General features: G+C 67.7%; 16 protein-coding genes and 1 tRNA gene. 11 read left to right on the forward strand and 6 right to left on the reverse strand.

Annotation, left to right across the window (positions count from 1 at the left end; all coding sequences use genetic code 11):
• Positions 1-63: 63 nt before the first annotated feature.
• The 6 genes from BM357_RS20490 (at position 64) to BM357_RS10450 (ending at position 6,207) form a co-directional block, all read left to right on the forward strand.
• Complete coding sequence (locus BM357_RS20490; RefSeq protein ID WP_074952706.1) at positions 64-939, forward strand: DUF4430 domain-containing protein; 876 nt, start codon at positions 64-66, stop codon at positions 937-939.
• Entirely contained in the window at positions 936-1,781 is an 846-nt protein-coding gene (locus BM357_RS10430; RefSeq protein ID WP_074952709.1) for an energy-coupling factor transporter transmembrane component T, read from the forward strand. The genes BM357_RS20490 and BM357_RS10430 overlap by 4 nt, the downstream gene beginning before the upstream one ends.
• Positions 1,774-3,531 (forward strand): ABC transporter ATP-binding protein, encoded by a 1,758-nt coding sequence (locus BM357_RS10435; protein ID WP_074952712.1) that lies wholly within the window; start codon positions 1,774-1,776, stop codon positions 3,529-3,531. The genes BM357_RS10430 and BM357_RS10435 overlap by 8 nt, the downstream gene beginning before the upstream one ends.
• Positions 3,528-4,310, forward strand: a complete 783-nt coding sequence (locus BM357_RS10440; RefSeq protein ID WP_175511506.1) for an ECF transporter S component — start codon at positions 3,528-3,530, stop codon at positions 4,308-4,310. Before BM357_RS10435 ends, BM357_RS10440 begins: the two co-directional genes overlap by 4 nt.
• A 3-nt stretch (positions 4,311-4,313) precedes the next feature.
• A complete protein-coding gene (locus BM357_RS10445) occupies positions 4,314-5,588 on the forward strand; it encodes a prenyltransferase/squalene oxidase repeat-containing protein (protein ID WP_074952714.1) in 1,275 nt (424 codons plus the stop codon).
• Between the two features lie 130 nt (positions 5,589-5,718).
• Positions 5,719-6,207, forward strand: coding sequence for a hypothetical protein (locus BM357_RS10450; RefSeq protein ID WP_074952716.1), 489 nt, complete (start codon positions 5,719-5,721; stop codon positions 6,205-6,207).
• 162 nt (positions 6,208-6,369) lie between these two features.
• On the opposite strand, the gene BM357_RS10455 is transcribed toward BM357_RS10450, so the two are convergent.
• From BM357_RS10455 to BM357_RS10480, 6 genes are all read right to left on the reverse strand, one after another.
• Complete coding sequence (locus tag BM357_RS10455; protein ID WP_074952719.1) at positions 6,370-7,323, reverse strand: L,D-transpeptidase family protein; 954 nt, start codon at positions 7,321-7,323, stop codon at positions 6,370-6,372.
• A 155-nt stretch (positions 7,324-7,478) separates the two neighbouring features.
• A complete protein-coding gene (locus tag BM357_RS10460) occupies positions 7,479-7,808 on the reverse strand; it encodes a winged helix-turn-helix transcriptional regulator (protein WP_074952722.1) in 330 nt (109 codons plus the stop codon).
• A 120-nt stretch (positions 7,809-7,928) separates the two neighbouring features.
• Positions 7,929-9,194: an MFS transporter gene (locus BM357_RS10465; protein WP_074952724.1), complete on the reverse strand. Its 1,266-nt coding sequence runs from the start codon at positions 9,192-9,194 to the stop codon at positions 7,929-7,931.
• A 114-nt stretch (positions 9,195-9,308) separates the two neighbouring features.
• Positions 9,309-9,767, reverse strand: a complete 459-nt coding sequence (locus BM357_RS10470; RefSeq protein WP_074952727.1) for a DUF420 domain-containing protein — start codon at positions 9,765-9,767, stop codon at positions 9,309-9,311.
• A gap of 100 nt (positions 9,768-9,867) precedes the next feature.
• Positions 9,868-10,290: a CoA-binding protein gene (locus tag BM357_RS10475; RefSeq protein WP_074952729.1), complete on the reverse strand. Its 423-nt coding sequence runs from the start codon at positions 10,288-10,290 to the stop codon at positions 9,868-9,870.
• Positions 10,291-10,373: 83 nt separating this feature from the next.
• On the reverse strand, positions 10,374-10,865 hold the full coding sequence (locus BM357_RS10480; RefSeq protein WP_074952731.1) for a DUF2512 family protein: 492 nt from the start codon (positions 10,863-10,865) through the stop codon (positions 10,374-10,376).
• Positions 10,866-11,018: 153 nt separating this feature from the next.
• Here BM357_RS10480 and BM357_RS10485 point away from each other — a divergent pair, with 153 nt between their 5' ends.
• The 5 genes from BM357_RS10485 (at position 11,019) to BM357_RS10505 (ending at position 16,445) form a co-directional block, all read left to right on the forward strand.
• Complete coding sequence (locus BM357_RS10485) at positions 11,019-11,573, forward strand: spore coat protein (protein ID WP_074952734.1); 555 nt, start codon at positions 11,019-11,021, stop codon at positions 11,571-11,573.
• A 322-nt stretch (positions 11,574-11,895) separates the two neighbouring features.
• The gene (locus BM357_RS10490; RefSeq protein ID WP_074952736.1) at positions 11,896-12,267 is read left to right on the forward strand and encodes an SPW repeat protein; all 372 of its coding nucleotides are present in this window, start codon (positions 11,896-11,898) and stop codon (positions 12,265-12,267) included.
• Between the two features lie 161 nt (positions 12,268-12,428).
• A tRNA-Pro gene (locus BM357_RS10495) sits at positions 12,429-12,504 on the forward strand.
• 79 nt (positions 12,505-12,583) lie between these two features.
• Positions 12,584-13,939: a DNA recombination protein RmuC gene (locus tag BM357_RS10500; protein WP_245783950.1), complete on the forward strand. Its 1,356-nt coding sequence runs from the start codon at positions 12,584-12,586 to the stop codon at positions 13,937-13,939.
• A gap of 127 nt (positions 13,940-14,066) precedes the next feature.
• A complete protein-coding gene (locus BM357_RS10505; RefSeq protein ID WP_245783951.1) occupies positions 14,067-16,445 on the forward strand; it encodes a UvrD-helicase domain-containing protein in 2,379 nt (792 codons plus the stop codon).
• Positions 16,446-16,510 lie beyond the last annotated feature (65 nt).

The raw sequence follows: 16,510 nt of genomic DNA on the forward strand, positions 1-16,510 counted from the left end.
AACGCCAGTGGACGCGAGTGGACACCACCAGACGGAGCACCGGTGCGGAAGGAGATGAGGACGTTGCGGCATTGGGCGTGGCGCGCGGGAATTCTCGGCATGGCGGCGGTCGCCGTCCTCTACGGGGCGATGCACGCGCATCGGCCGGCCGGTGTGGACGCCGGGCTGGCCGCGGTCGCAGGGGCTTCGGGGGCAACCGGGGCCGGTCATGCGGTGGCTGCCGTGAACGGGGCCACGGGAACTGGCGCGGGGGAGGCGGGCTCCGCGGGAACGGCCGAACCCGGCGCCGGGACAGGGGCTGCGCCGGAGGGGGTGAACGCCATCGCTCCGGGCTCGGCGTCAGCGGCCTCGACGGCGGAAAACCAACCGGCGGGCGGGCGGAGCGATTCGGCCGGTGGCGGGGCAGATCCGGCGGGCGATCCGGGCCCCGCGGGTCTGTCCCAGGCCGGGCAGACCACCACTCCGCCCCCAGGCCATCGTAGCGGGGGCAGCGGTAGCGGGGGCTACTCCAATAGCGGCGCCGGGCGAGCAACCGGGACCGGCGGGGACGCATCTTCTCCGGCGCCGCCGTCCCACTCTGCCCCGGCGCCGCCGGCGAAACCGGGCGCGGGCGAGTTCACCATCGTCGTCAGCGAGGATAACGGGGCGACTGTGATCGCCAAAAAGACGGTCCCCATCGTGACGGGAGAGTCGCTCATGGACTACATGCATCAATATTTCACCATCACCACCGCGTACGGGGACAACTTCATGGTGTCCATCAACGGCATCAAATCACAGTGGACCGGCGTCCCGGTGGACAAACGGCAGCCGGTGGACTGGTTCCTCTACGTGAACGGGAACCAGGCGCAGGTGGGGGCGGCTGACATCTATCCGCATGCGGGCGACGTGGACACCTGGGACTACCATCGCTGGGATCCAGCGAAGGTGTCCGGATGAGGGGCGCGCGTTGGCGGCCGCGCCCGCACCCGGCGGCGATGGGCATGTGCGCGTTGGCATGGGGCGTGGTGGTCTACCGCACGGCTTCGTGGGAGGTGCTCCTGGCGATGCTGCTGGCGGCCATGGCCGTGCATCGCTGGATCGTCCGCGGGCCGGGGACCGGTCCGGGGATGGGGGCAGTGTGGTGGGCGCTCCCCTTCCTGGTGCTGTACGTGGCCATCGGCAGCCTGTTCGGAACGGTGGCGGGCACGGTCTGGTGGCGGGGCCCTCACATCCCCGGGCTCGGCACCCTGGTGATCACCCCCGGCAGCCTGGAGGACGCCGTGCGGCGCGGGTTGCGGCTGTGGAATTTGCTCCTGTGGATGGCGTGGTTCGGGCGCGTGGTGCGGCCGGACGACATCACCTGCTGGCTGGGGCGCCGGTTCAGCCGCGCCGGGCTGACGGTGCAGATGGTCGTCGGGTTTGTGCCGCAGGTGTTGCGGGAGCGGGATCGAGTGGCGGAACTGCTCCGTCTGCGCGGCGGAGCGCTGCCGGGCGGCGGTCTGCGCGAACGCGTGCGGGTGCTGGCGGTGGTCTACCAGACCCTGCTGATGAACGGGCTCGAGCGCGCCTGGACGCTGGCGGAGTCAATGTACACGCGGGGATACGGGGCGCCGGGCCGCACCGCCTACCGGCCCCCTCGTTGGCGCCGCCAGGACGCGATTCTGGCGGGCGTGAGCGCGCTCGCGGTCCTCATGGCGATCCTGCCGCTCGCCGGAGGGCCGGCGCGATGGACAGAGGTGCCTGCCGCGGCGCTGGTGCTGGCGGCGGGGGCGTGGACGGGGGGGAGACAGGGTGCTTGAGGTCCAGGTGGAAGGGCTGACGTATACCTACCCGGGTGCGCCGACGCCCGCGCTCCAGGAGGTGTCCCTCACCGTTCCGCCCGGGACGTGGCTTTTGTTGCACGGCGACACCGGATCAGGCAAATCGACCTTGCTCAAGTGCCTGTCGGGCGCCTGTCCCGCGTTCTACGGCGGCACCATGGCCGGGCGTGTGCGCATCGGCGGCCTGTCGCCGCAGGCGATGTCCGCGGCTGAACGGGTCCACCGTATCGGCGTGGTGTACCAGGACCCGGAGGCGCAGCAGGTGCACGCCACCGTGGCGCGCGAGGTCGCGTTCACCCTGGAGAATCTCGGTGTGCCGCCGCGGGAGATGGGCTGGCGGGTCGCCGAGGCGCTGGCGATGGTCGGCCTGTCGGATCGGGCCGGCGATCCCGTCGCCTCGCTGTCCGGGGGCCTGCGCCAGCGCGTGGCGCTCGCCGCCGCCCTGGTGCATCAGCCCGGCGTGTTGTTGTTGGACGAGCCTGCGTCGCAGATCGATCCGGTCGCGGCCGAGGAACTGTGGGACGTGCTCCGCCGCCTGCGGGACGACTTCGGCCTCACCCTCGTCATGAGCGAGCACCGGGTGGACCGGCTGTACGGCTGGGTCGACCAGGTCGCGGTCCTGTCCCGGGGCCGGTTGGTGCAGCTCGGGCCGCCGCGGGAGGTGGCGGCCTGGCTGCGCGAGGCGCACCCCGACAGCGCCCCGGTGCTGGCGCGCCTGTGGCCTGCGTCTGACGTGCCGGCCCTGACCGTGCGTGAGGTGCGCCAGCGCATCCGCCAGGAGCTGCGCGTGCCTGGCGGGGAAGGGGGGCACTTGTCTGGCGGGGAGGTGGGCCGCAGGAAGACCCCCGTCGCAGAGACGGTGGCGCGGACGGAGGCCGGAGCGGGGGCAAGCCGTGAACTGGAGGACATCGTCATCGGCGTCGAACGGGCGGTGGTCCTCTATCCGCCCTCGGAGGTTCGGGCCCTCGACGAGTGCACGGCTGGGCTGGTGCGCGGCCGGGTGACCGCGCTCATCGGACCCAACGGCGCGGGCAAGTCCACCCTGTTGCGGGTGTGGGCGGGCCTGCAACCGTTGGCGAGCGGCCGGCTGACCGGCGTTCTCGGGGGTCTGCGGGGGGACCATCCGCCGAGCCGGCGGGCGAGGAGCCGCTTCCGCACGGCGGCGGCCAACGGGGAGACCGCACCGCCCGCGCGCGTGGCCTTCCTCCCGCAGAATCCGAACGATCTTCTCAGCCAGGAGACGGTCGAGGAGGAGCTGGGGCTGTCGCTCCGCCTGCAGGGAGCGGATGACGCGCGCACGCGGGAGGTCGTGGCGGAGGTGGCGCGCGGTTTCGGGATCCATCCGCTGCTTCCTCGCCATCCACGGGACCTGTCGGGCGGGGAGCGGATGCGCGTGGCGTTGGCCGCCCTGGCTGTGGCGGAACCCGAGTTGTTGCTGCTTGACGAGCCGACGCGCGGACTGGATCCGGCGCAGAAGCAGGCCCTTGGCCGCTGGCTGCGGACGGGCGGCCGCACGGTGGCGGTGGCGACGCACGACTTGGAGTTCGTCGCCGAGTTCGCCGATCGGGTCCTGTTCGTCGATCAAGGCCAGGTGGTGCTGTCCGGCACCCCGGGTGAGGTGTTCCGCGCGGCCCTCTGGTTCGCCCCCGTGTTGGCCCGCGCCTTGCGCGGGGTGGCCCCCGGAATCCTGTGTCTGGCCGATGCCGTGGCGGCCGGGTGGGCGCGGTGAGGGGGCGCGCAAAACCGCCCGTGGGGACCGTGTCCGCCGGACCCGCTCGGAACGGCGGCGCTACGGCGGCCCGGGGGCGGCGCGCACTGGCCGGGATCGCCGGTTTGGCGGTGCTCGCCGTGGTGTTCGCCGGCGCCTGGCTCGGCTGGCCGTGGTACGCCACCGCCGCGGCGGCGCTGCTGCTCGGTGCCTATGCCGCCCTCGAATGGTATGAGGCGTACGCCTCCGATCCGAGGTACATCGCCTTCGTCGCCACCCTGGCCGCCCTGGCCTCGGTGGGGCGGGCGGCGATGCAGGGCATTCCCGGGGTGCAGCCCGCCACCTTCCTCATCCTGGCCAGCGGGTTCTCCCTTGGCCCCGTCACCGGGGCGGCGGTGGGGGCGTTCACCGCCATCGGATCGAACGTGTTCCTGGGGGAGGGCGGCTGGACCCCGTGGCAAATGGCCGCCTGGGGATTGGCGGGGGCGTCCGCGGGCTGGCTGCGCCGCCTGTGGCCGCGCCTGACGTGGCGGGCGTTGATCCCGTTCGGGTTCGCGTGGGGATATCTGTTCGGCTGGATGATGAACACCTGGTCCCTCCTCGGGGACGGCCGCCCGACCTGGACGGCGTATCTCGCGCTGTGCGTTGCCAGCATCTGGTTCGACACCCTGCACGCGCTGGCGAACGCGGCCTTCGCAGCGGCCGCCGGCCGGCCGACCTTGTCGGTCTTGGAACGGTTTCGCCGCCGGCTCCCGCAGCCGGCGAGTTCATACAGGTCATCCATGGGAGAGGAGCGATAATTCATGAAACGCATCACCCAGGCGGCTGCGGCCGCTCTCGTCACCGTATCCACCGGAGTGCCGGCGGCCCTGGCCGCCACGCCGGGCTCCACCGCGCCCGCATCCGGTACGTCATCGGCGGCATCCACCGCCACGGCGGTGCCCTCCGCCGAGAGCGCGGCGGCGTCCGCCAGCCAGTGGATGTGGCAGAAGCAGGCCACCAAGATGCCCGACTGGACGGCAATAGCGACGTTCGCAGCGACCGGGAAGCGGCAAGCCAATGCCGCGCTCGACGCGGAGGTGTCCGGGCTCTCCACCAGCACGGACGCCGCCCGCTTCATCCTCGGGGCGTTGGCCGCCGGGGAGGATCCGCACCAGACGAAGGCGGGCGACGTGGTCGCCAAGCTGGCCCGCGCCCAGATCACCTCCGGCGAGGACGCCGGGAAGTTCGCCGACAACCTGGACGGGACGGGGACCGACCTCATCAACGCCCAGGCGTGGGCCATCATCGCCTTGGAGGACGCGGGCGGCGTGTCGTACAACCGTGCCGCGGCCGCCCAGTGGCTGTTGGCGCACCAAAACGAGGACGGCGGCTTCGGGTACTCGTCGCAGTACAGCAGCAGCGACGCGGATGACACAGCCAGTGCCCTGGTGGCGCTGTCGTCGCTCGGCTACACGGCGGACAACCCTGCGGTGGCCAAGGCCATCGCGTTCCTCAAAACCCAGCAGGCGGACGACGGCGGTTTCGTGAACGGCGGCACGACGAGCAACGCGGACTCCACCGGCGTCGTGGTGGATGCGCTGGTGAGTCTCGGGATTCATCCGCAGTCCTGGGCCAAACCGGGCGGCACGCCCTTAAGCGCTTTGCTGTCCTTCTTCGATCCGGCCAGCGGCGGTTTCCGGTACGACAACACGGGCGGCACCTACTCCGGGGTGAGCGGTTATTCGACGCGCGACGCCCTGATTGGTCTCGGCGCCCTGCAGAGCGGCCGCTCGGTGTACCAGCGGCTGCACTGGCAGCACTTCACCTGGCTGAACAGCTATTGGGCGGCGATTTACCGGGCGGGGGGCGCCTGGGATCACGGCCAGTGGAAATCGTGGGCGCAGTTGCGGGCAATGGCCGTGGCGGGATCGTACGTGTGGTTGTTGACGCCCGATTGGCAGGCGGTGGTGAAGGCGCACGGCAAATGGGTGGTCTCGGGCGGCCACAAGGTCTGGGTGCCGTGGAGCGAGCAGTTGGCCGAGCAGGCCCTGCGCGACAGCTTCGGCCTCGACACTGTGCACCTGAATCTGTTGTGACGCGCGCACCGACGGCGCTGGCGGATTCCTTGCGGCTTCGCTGCGCCTGACCGGCGGCCGCCGGGCAGAGCCGGGTTTTGGCGGAGATTGGGCACACTACCTGTGACCGACATCCGACAGGAGGGAGCCCATGCCAAGACCACTGTGGCTGTGCCTGGCGGCCTTCGCGCTTTTGGCGGCCTGTACGCCGCTGTACGGCGGGCGCCGCGCCGGAGCGTTGTCGGAGGCGCCGTCCGCCTCGGTGCAGGAGGTGCTGCCGCGTTCCATCGCCGGGGCGCCGGAGACCCTGGCCGTGACGCCGCAATCCCGGCCGCCGGTCATCATGGCGTACCGCACCGGCCGGCTGGTGCACATCCTGTCGCGCCAGCGCTGGCACGGACGGACGGTTGACATCTACTATCTTCCATCCGGCAACGTGGTGCACCGGGGGGATCACCTGGAGCTGAGATCGGCCCGGCATGTCCAGCGGATCGCCCGGGCCGAAGTGCGCCCGGACGGGTCGTGGGAGGCCCGCTGGGATACGGGATCGTACAGCATCCCGCGCCACCACCCGTTTTACCTGTTGGCGCGCGACGACGCCGGGGAGGCGGGGATTGTCCAGATCAACACGTTCAACTAGCGGGGTGCACGGGGCCACACGGCCACCCACATTCCGCGGAAGGCGCGGCGGCAGGCGGCCAGTGCGCGGCTTGGGAGGACGCTGCATCCCAAGCGAAGAGGGGACGATCCAGGCGGTGGCGGCGCGGTGCCGCGCCGCCTGCGACACCTGGGGGCCGCGGGACTACTGCACGTGGACGAGGGTGCCGTAGTGCATGTAGCCCCAGGCCACGGCGGCCTTGTCGACGGGCAGCTCCACGCAGCCGAGGCTCTGGGGCGTGCCGTAGGAGGCGCGGACAAAACCATGCACCGCCTCTCCTCCGTAGAAGTAGCTGACGTAGGGGACGCCGGGATCGGAATAATGTTCTCCCCACGGCGTGACCCCGCTCATCGTCTGGGTGCGGTAGCGCAGATAGACGGGGAAGGTCCCGCGGACGGTCGGGCTCTGCGCGATCCCGGCATTGGCGGGTGAGGCCAGCACCGTCTTCCCGTTCCACCACACCGTCACCGTCTGGGGAACGCGCGTGTTGACCACGACGAACGTGTACCCGAACGGGTTCTGGTGCTCGGCGAGGGCATCCTTCAGCAGCGCGTTCCAGGTCTGGGGTCCGACCACGCCGTCGGTGCCGAGGCCCTTCGCTTCCTGGAAAGTCATCACGGCGCCGCGCACCAGGGTGTTGAACGACGACTCTTCCCACAGCGCGGTGAGCGCCGGCGGCGTGTTGGGGTAGGCCGGCCGCCACTGGCCTTTCGGCGGGCTTTGCACGGCCCGGTATTCATCGTCGAGCGTCTGCGGCTCCGGTCCGTCCGGCACCCAGCGCATGGGCAGATAGCCGAGCTCACCCAGCAACTGCTGCAACCGTTCGACCGCGGGACCCTTGCTCCCTGCCTGCAGCAGCGGCAGGGCCGCGACGGCACCCGGGTTGGGGGATGGATCAGCCGGGTTGCCCGTGTTGCCCTGGTTTCCCGAAGCGCTGTTGTCCGGTCCGGGCGCGGGGAACGCTCGCGCGTCTGGTGTGGAATTCGCGAGCGGTTTGAGAGCCGAGGGCTGAGCGGTCCGCCAGGGGGCGCACGCATTCACGCACAGGGCCGATGCCAAAAGGAGCATCATCACGAAGGATCGCACGAAGGACCGCATGCTGTTCGCCCTCTCCGTCGGCGGGTCTGCGGTGCCGCGCCGGGCACCCAGCCCCCGGATGTCAGACATTGCTACAGTATTATGCGGACACAAGCGTTATGTTCGTGCGAGGATGGAGGATTGGCGGAGAGGGGCGAAAATGGGGCGCAGGGGGGTCAGTCCGGCTTGTGGCCGGGATCCAGCCACGTGTCGGCCCAGCGCTGGACCTCGTCCATCACCGGCCCCAACCCTTTGCCTTTCTCGGTCAACTCGTATTCGATGCGGACGGGCGTCTCCGGATACACCTTGCGCACCAGGATGCCCGCCGCCTCCAGCTCCTTGAACCGCTCTGCCAACATGCGATCGCTCATGTTCGGGATCATCTCGGAGATGTCCTTGAACCGCTTCGGACCGCTCATCAGCGCGCGAATGATGAGGCCTGTCCAACGTTTTCCGAGCAGTTCGAAGGCGGACTCAAACTTGGGACACATCTGGGGAAACGCCATGGGGCTTCACTCCTTGCTTACAGTGTAGCACAGTAGCTTCACTGAAGTAAGTATTCCCCACGGATGCCCCATCGTGGTGCGCCATACATTGTGGCAGGGAGGCAGGGCGGCGCGACGGACTCAAGGCGCCGGGCCCGCGTCCGTGGGCCTGGCGTCGCGCAGTTGCCGGCGCAGCGCGGGGGACCAAACGGGGGCCGCAGCGCACAGGGCGGCGCACAGGCCGAGGATCACAATCAGCCGGCCGGGCGCCACGGCCAGCCCGATGGCGCCGAACACCAACTGGCCCACCGGCACGACGGCGTTGAACACGGCCGCGACCATGCCCCACACCGCCGCGAGGGATTCCGACGGAATGACCTGCTGAATGCTGGTGAAAAACGTGATGTTCACCATGCTCATGCAGAATCCGCTGATGCCGAACAGGGCACAGATGACCGCGACGCCGGGGGCAATTCCGGTGAGTCCCACGCACACACTGGTAACGAGCATGTTGATGATCAGGAGCCTCTGTACTGCAATGCGTCTGGTGACGGACGTGACGAGCAAGCTGCCGACCAACTCACCCACGGCCATCGTGGCGTTCACCGCCCCCACCGCCGCTGACCCGCGGTGCAGGGTGTTGGCGATGTACTGCACCAGCAGCAGGTTTTCGACCGCGATCACGAAGAAGGTGTACGACAGGATCACCGGCGTCAGGAGGCGCACGAGCGGGAACCGGGCGGCGATGCGCACCCCCTGCGCGATGTCGCGCAGCAGGTTCATCCCCGTCAGGGGCTTTCGTTCGACCGCAGGTTCCGACACGCGGATGAGCAGCATCGCGGCGACAGCGCACAGGAAGCTGACCGCGTCGATGGCGAACGCGGCGGCCGCGCCGAGCAGGCCGATGAGGGTGCCGCCCGCGGCGTAGCCGATGATCTGCGTGATGTTGAGCGCCGTCTGGTTGACGGAATTGGCCTGCATCAGGTGATGATCATGGACAATCCGTTTCTGCACCACGATGTACGCGGGCGTGGCGAAGGTGCTGGCTGTCGCCAACAGGAGATTGGCCACAACGAGCATCCACGGTGCGGTGTGGTGCGCCGCAGTGGCCGCGGTCAGCGCCGCCAGCAACAGAAAGCGCAGCACGTCGGTGCGGATCACGACCCGGCGCTTGGGCCAACGGTTCACCAACACGCCGGACACGGGAGCGATCACCACGTGCGGGACGAATCCCGCCGCCAAGGCCACGGACATCCAGAGCGATGAATTGGTCAGCTCGTGCATCAGCCAGACGATGGCGATGGTAAACATGCTGTCGCCCAGGCGGGAGATCGCCTGGCCTGCAAAAAATACGGAAAAATCACGATTGCGGAATACGGCAGGAATCCAACCCTGTTGTCTGTCCACAGAGGTCAACGCTCCTCGCCACAAAAATTCGCGTTTTCCTCTCATTTCGACAAAGGATGGGAAATTCCTGTTTCTCCAAGCGTGGAATTGGAAACGAAACCTGGATTTGATGGATCAATGCCCGATCCAAGCGCGGAACAGATCGGTCGTCGGACCGGGCGGAAAGATGATGTACAACAACAGGAACACCACCAGGCCGCTGGCGGCCGTGATGAACCAGATGGAGGCGGTCCAAGGGCCGATCCGCCGATGCAAGGAGAAGTTCTCGCGGTACGCGGCGCGGAGGGTGATGATGCCGAGGATGGCAGCGACGGTGGCCAGTACGGAGTGCACCTGCAGGAACACCTGGTACGGGAGGCGCCAGCGCTCGGGTCCGCCGAAGGCGGTGTCGCCGATGAGGAGGGTCTTCGCGACGTAGGTCACGAAAAACAGCGCCGCCAGCACCACGCCCGTCAACATCAAGCGGCGGTGCGCCTCGACGCGGCGGCGCCGGATCTGGAACCAACCGAGGGCCATCGCGACGGCGCTAGCCAGGATGCATGCCTCATTGAAGTACGGCAGAAACAGTTGCACGCGGGACGGCTCCTTCCGTGCGGGACGTGTTCACAAGCATTCTAGCAGGAGCCGCGGTCGCAGGCAAATACAAACAGAAGGGCCTGCTGCCCGAAGCCCGTCACATCGGCCGGTGTGACAGCAGGCGTTGGTGTTCCGACTTGAAGCAGCGGTGCGAGATCACCTGCAGGCCGGCTTGGCGCGCCTTGGCTTCGGCCTTTGGGCTCTCCACGCCCGGCTGCAGCCAGACGGCCTTCGCTCCCTTGGCGATGGCGTCGTCGACGATGGCCGGCGCTTGGTCGCCGTGCGTGAAGATGTTGACGATGTCCACCGGTTCCGGGATGTCCTGAACGGTGCGCACAGCCTTGTGGCCCAGGACGGAGTCCACATTGGGGTTGACGGGGATCACCTGGTACCCCTGCGACTGTTGGTACATGGCCACCTGATAGCTGGGACGGTCGGGATCGTCGACCAGCCCCACGGAGGCGATGAGGCGGGCGTTGGCCATGAGATCGGCCAGCGTTTGATTGGATATCGTGCTCATGGGTATCTCTCCTTTGCCCGGACATGGTGGACAGCCGCGACGGACCGTCCGTCTGCGCTAGTATGCGCTGGCCAGGGATGTGATTATGACGACTTTCGGTGGCTCCCGTAGAGGGCTTCGAGCACATAGCGGTGCAGGAAAAACTCCACCGCGCCGAGGGCGAGGGTGATGATGCAGGCGCGACCGAGGGTCACGTGCGCCGCGGGCCAGAGCCGGGCGACACCCCAGAGGATGGCGGTCATGCCGAAGAAGCCGAGTACCAGCGGCGGCACGTTGCCAAAGCGTGCGACGAGCGTGGCGTCGCCGATGACGCCGGCCGCGGTGAGGATGATGACGGTGCATGCCGCCGGCACCCAGGACGGGTACAGGTCCGGCCACAGGACCGAAGCGGCCGACAGCAACAGGGAGTAGAACACCATCTTGGCCGCCGCGTTCCGCAGGGAGACCCGGACGAGGCGGGACCAGGAGACGGGGGCAGGGGGATGGACCGGCATGGGCACGCTCCCATCGCAGACGACGTGATCCGTCGATCCGCAAGCCCCCGGTGGGGTTGCGCCCGACGGTTTCCCCTTCAAAGTGTGGACCTCCACCGCGGACGTTATGCCGCGCAGGAGACGGGGATGCCGCTGGGAACGACAGAAACTACCATTGCCGCGGTGCATGAGGGGACGGCGGGTTGGTGAGGATGACAAACGTTTGAACTCTGCGAGACGAGGAGGCGTGCTCAAATGCCTTTGATGACCCACGAGGCGTGTGAGTTGAACGAACTGCTGATGAGCTGCGTCAATTCCATCAACTGCATGGGGCTGTTTCTGAGCCAGGTCAAGTGCCAGGAGCTGAAAGGCATTCTGCAGAAGCACATAGCCGCCCACATTCAGGATTACAACATGAAAGTCGAGTGGGCGACTAAACAGTCGAGCCAGCAGAAGCTGGGTGTGCCGCCGATGCCGCCGGCCACGGCGGGGGGCACGCACACCATGGCGCAGCCGGTGACGCCGAATCCGCAGATGACGGCGCTGGATGACCGCTCGATTGCGACGTCGTACCTCTTGACGCTCAAGCGTGCGGGCCGCGATTACGCCTGGGCGGCAATGGAGTGCACGGACCCGCAGCTGCGCACCTTCCTGGAGGACGCATTTATGATGTGCTGCCGGCATGCGTTCGAGGTATCACAGTACATGATCAAGAAAGGCTACTACCTCACGGAACCGGCCCCGGCGACATACATGCAGCGCCTCGGCCAAGCGTATGCGCCGGTCCGTGAACTGGCGGGGGTGCACTGAGACTCGGCCATCCCGCGTCGGCCTGCGGTGGATACGCGGTCCCCTGGCGCAATGCGGGGGACCGCGCTGCGTCTTTATGGCCTCGAGCGGGAGGTGTGCAGGTCAAGCCGGTCGCTGGGCATCTGCGGAGAAGCCACCCCCCATGCCACGTATGGGCCCGCGCGGAAAAGATTGTGCGCGGGATTGAGGGGTGTTTGCATGCGATCGCGATCGGATTATGTTAACAAGCGAACATTGACCTTGATGGACTTTGACACCCATCCGGGGGCGGCGTTACTTTCGAGACGTAAGTGAATCACAAAACTTCCGGAGGTGTCGCGGGATGAAATGGCGGAACGGATTGAATGCCATCATCGGTGTCTGGTTCATCATCGCGCCGTGGGTGCTCGGTTTCGCTGACGTCACCGGAGCCGTATGGACGAGTGTGGTGTTCGGTGCCATCCAGGTGATTGCCTCCGTGTGGGCGGCCTACGTCAATCGGCCGAACTGGCGCGTCTGGCAGAACTGGGTCTCGTTCCTCACCGGCCTCTGGTTCATCCTGCAACCCTTCGTGCTGTCCCTGACGGGCAACGAGGGTGAGGCGTGGACGAGCGTGATCCTCGGCATCGTCACTGCGGTGTTAAACCTGTGGACGATGTGGGAAGGGGAGAAGGAGCACCCGACCCAGGGCGCGGGCGGTAAGGCATCGGCCTGACGTGGAGTGTGTCGCAATGCAGGGCACGGGGCGGCCAAGGCCGCCCCTTTTGACGTGTTTGAGGATGCCGGCGGCAAAGCGCCCGGGGCGGTGAGAGATTCCAGGCGAGAGAGGTTGACGCTCGTTTGTCCGGGTGGTATATTACGTTTTGTCCGGCGCGACGGAATGTAGCTCAGGTGGTAGAGCGCACGGTTCGGGACCGTGAGGCCGCAGGTTCGAGTCCTGTCATTCCGACCAACGCGTGAACACCCGCTTCCAGATGGAGGCGGGTGTTTTGGTTTACACGAGAGTGCAAGGGGGAATTGGTTTGGACGCGGTGCAGTGGGTGCTGTGGGGAATTGTGCTGCTGACGCAACTGGCGCTGTGGGTCCGCCTGTCACGCCGGGCGGACGGCGGGCGGGACCAAGAGCGTCTGCAGGAGGCGCTGCGAACGGAGCTGATGTCGGCGTTGGACCGGGCCATGGCGGGGGTGCGCCAGGAGTACAGCCAACAGGCGAAACTGTTGCGCGAAGAGCTGGCGGGTCAATTGCAGCGGACGGCGGACGCGATTCAGGCGGGGTTTGTCCGCATGACGAGCCAGGTGAACGAGGGCACGGCGTATCAGATGCAACGGCTGGGTGAACAGCAGCGGGTGTTGCTGGAGGCGTTCGCAGGCCAGTTGAAGCACCTGACGGAGGCCAACGAACAGCGGTTGGAGGCGGTGCGGCGGGTGGTGGATGATCGTCTGCGCCAACTGCAGGAGGACAACGCCCGGCAGATGGAACGCATGCGGGAGACGGTGGACGAAAAGCTGCATGCGACGTTGGAGCAGCGGTTGGCGGCGTCCTTCCGGCAGGTCAGCGACCGCCTGGAGGCGGTCCACAAGGGCCTCGGCGAGATGCAGTCGCTGGCGGCCAACGTCGGCGACCTGAAACGGGTGCTGACGAACGTCAAGGCGCGCGGGACGTTCGGCGAGGTGCAGCTCGAGATGCTGCTGCAGCAGCTGTTGTCCCCGGAGCAGTATGAGAAGAATGTGGCGGTGCGCGCGGGATCGAATGAGCGGGTCGAGTTCGCCATCCGCCTGCCGGGCCAGGGGGACGAGAGCCAGGTGGTGTACCTGCCCATCGACTGCAAGTTTCCGATGGAGGACTATCAGCGGATGCTCGACGCGCAGGACGCGGGGGACGCGGCGGCGTTTCAGGAGGCGGCCCGGGCGTTGCAGCAGCGGATCCGGGCGGAAGCGAGATCCATCCACGACAAGTACATCCACCCGCCGTACACGACGGACTTCGCGATCCTCTACCTGCCGACGGAGGGGCTGTTCGCGGAGGTGCTGCGCCAGTCGGGCATGATGGAATCGGTGCAGCGTGAGTTCCGCGTGGTGATGGCGGGGCCGACGACGCTGACGGCGCTGCTCAACAGCCTGCAGATGGGCTTTCGGACGCTGGCCATCCAGAAGCGCTCCAGCGAGGTGTGGGAGCTGCTGGGGGCCATCAAGACGCAGTTCGGCACGTTCGGCGAGCTGTTGCAGAAGACGCAGAAGAAGCTGCAGGAGGCGAGCCACTCCATCGAGACGGCGACGCGCCGCACGCGGACGATTGAGCGGCGGCTGCAGCGGGTGCAGGAGTTGCCGGTGGATCGGGCGGCGGAGCTGTTGCCGCCGGAAGCGGACGAGGTGGGGCAGGAGGCGTAACCCCCGAACATATGTACTATAATGGGAGGGACACCAACGCCCGCAAACGGGGATCACGTGGAAAGGTGGAGTGCTTGTGCGAGCAGCGACGCCGGAGGTGGACGGCATTCTCGCCGGCCTGAACCCGATGCAGCGCGCCGCCGTCGAACACACCGACGGGCCGCTGCTGATCCTGGCCGGGGCGGGCAGCGGGAAGACGAGCGTGTTGACGCGCCGGATCGCGTATCTCATCGGCACCCGGCGTGCGGCGCCGTGGAGCATCCTGGCCATCACGTTCACGAACAAGGCGGCGCGGGAGATGCGGGATCGCATCGAGGGGCTGGTCGGCCCCATCGCCCAGGACATCTGGGCCATGACGTTCCACGCCATGTGCGTTCGCATCCTCCGCCGCGATATCCAGCGGATCGGCTATCAGAGCGGCTTCACCATCCTCGACGACGGGGACCAGCTCGCCACCGTGAAGCGCATCCTCGCCGACCTGAACATCGACAGCAAGCGCTATGAGCCGAGAGCCGTGCTGTCGGTCATCAGCAATGCGAAAAACGTGCTCAGGACGGCGGCGCAGGTGCGCGATCGCGCGGGCAATCCGTTCGAGCGGGTGGCGGGGGACGTGTACCTCGAGTACGAGCGGCGGCTGAAGGCGAACAACGCTCTCGACTTTGACGATCTCATCCTGAAGACGGTGCAACTGTTCGAACAGGTGCCGGACGTGCTCGAGTACTACCACCGACGCTTTCACTACATTCACGTCGACGAGTATCAGGACACCAACCACGCCCAGTATCGGCTGGTTCGGCTGCTGGCGGACAAGCGGCGCAACCTGTGCGTGGTCGGCGACTCCGACCAGTCCATCTACGGTTGGCGCGGCGCCGACATCCAGAACATCCTGCAGTTCGAGCGCGACTACCCGGATGCGACCGTCATCCGGCTGGAGCAGAACTATCGATCCACGAAGACCATCCTCGCCATCGCCAATGAGGTCATCCGCCACAACGTCGAGCGCAAGGAGAAGACCCTCTGGACGGACAACCCCGAGGGGGAGCCGGCCACGTTGTACCGGGCGCTGGACGAGCGGGCCGAGGCCGCGTACATCGTCGGAAAGATGGAGCAGTACCGGCGCCAGGGCCGCGACTGGAGCGAGATGGCCGTGCTGTACCGCGTCAATGCGCAGTCGCGCGTGATTGAAGAGGCGATGCTGCAGCAGGGCATTCCGTACCGGATCTTCGGCGGCGTGAAGTTCTATGATCGGAAGGAGATCCGCGACGTCCTCGCGTACCTGCGCCTCATCCACAACCCGGCGGACGATATCAGCCTGCAGCGGATCGTCAACGTGCCCAAGCGGGGGATTGGCGATGGCACCATGGACAAGCTGCAGCAGTGGTCCGCGGTGCACGGCGCCCCGCTGCTGGAGGCGTGCCGGCGGGCGGCGGAGGCCGGTGTGTCCGGCAAGGCGCTCAAGGCGCTGGGCGAGTTTGTGGAGACCTTGGATCAACTGCGCCAGATGCGGCCGTTTCTCTCGGTCACCGAGCTGACCGAAGAGGTTCTCGAGCGCACCGGCTACCGGCGGGCCCTGGCGGCCGAAAAGACCCTGGAGGCGGAGGCGCGCGTGGAGAACTTGGACGAGTTCCTGTCTGTGACACGCGAGTTCGATCAGCGCTGGGAGGCCGGCGGCGGCATGGCGGTGCGCGGAGACGGCGCTGGACGGACCGGCCCTGACCCGGCGTCCCGCGACGCGATGGACGCTGCGGACGGTGCCGTGGACGAGGCCGAGGGCGGTCCTTTGGCGGACGGCGGGTGGTTTGACGATCCGCTGGCCGAATTCCTGGCCGAGGTGGCCCTCCTGGCGGACACCGATCTCAACCAGGGCAAGCCGGCCCCGGGCGCGGCGGCCGACGAGAACAAGGTCTCGTTGATGACCCTGCATGCCGCCAAGGGCTTGGAGTTTCCGATTGTGTTCATGCCCGGCATGGAGGAGGGGTTGTTTCCGCACAGCCGCGCGCTCGACTCCGAACGGGAGATGGAGGAGGAGCGCCGGCTCTGCTACGTGGGCGTGACGCGCGCGCGGGAGAAACTTTATCTGACGACGTGCACGACGAGGACCATCTTCGGGCAGTACCGGGCCTGCATGCCGTCCCGGTTTCTCGGGGAGATGCCGCCGCAGCACGTGCAGTTGGACGATCCCGGCCGGCGTCCGAGGGCACCGTGGTCGCCGAGGCCCGGATCGTCCGGGCGAGACGCTGCGGATGGGCTGAGTGCAGGGATGCGGGACCCCCGGGCCGCGCGCAGCGCTGCCGCCGGCGTCCCCGCAGAGGGTGATGCGTTCACGCCGGACCGCGGCGCGCAGTACCGGGCCGGCGATAAGGTGGAGCACCGCAAATGGGGTCGCGGCACCGTGGTCGAGGTGCACGGCGCGGGGGATGATCAGGAGTTGACCATCGCCTTCCCGGCCCCCACCGGCATCAAGCGCTTGGCGGTCCAGTTCGCCCCCATCCGCAAGGTCGATTGAGCCGGGGATGCGCAGGAATCGGAGCGGCCAAACGATGCATGCGGACCCAACGATGCATGCGGGGT

The organism is Paenalicyclobacillus macrosporangiidus (genome assembly GCF_900116805.1).
Taxonomy (GTDB): domain Bacteria; phylum Bacillota; class Bacilli; order Alicyclobacillales; family Alicyclobacillaceae; genus Alicyclobacillus_H; species Alicyclobacillus_H macrosporangiidus.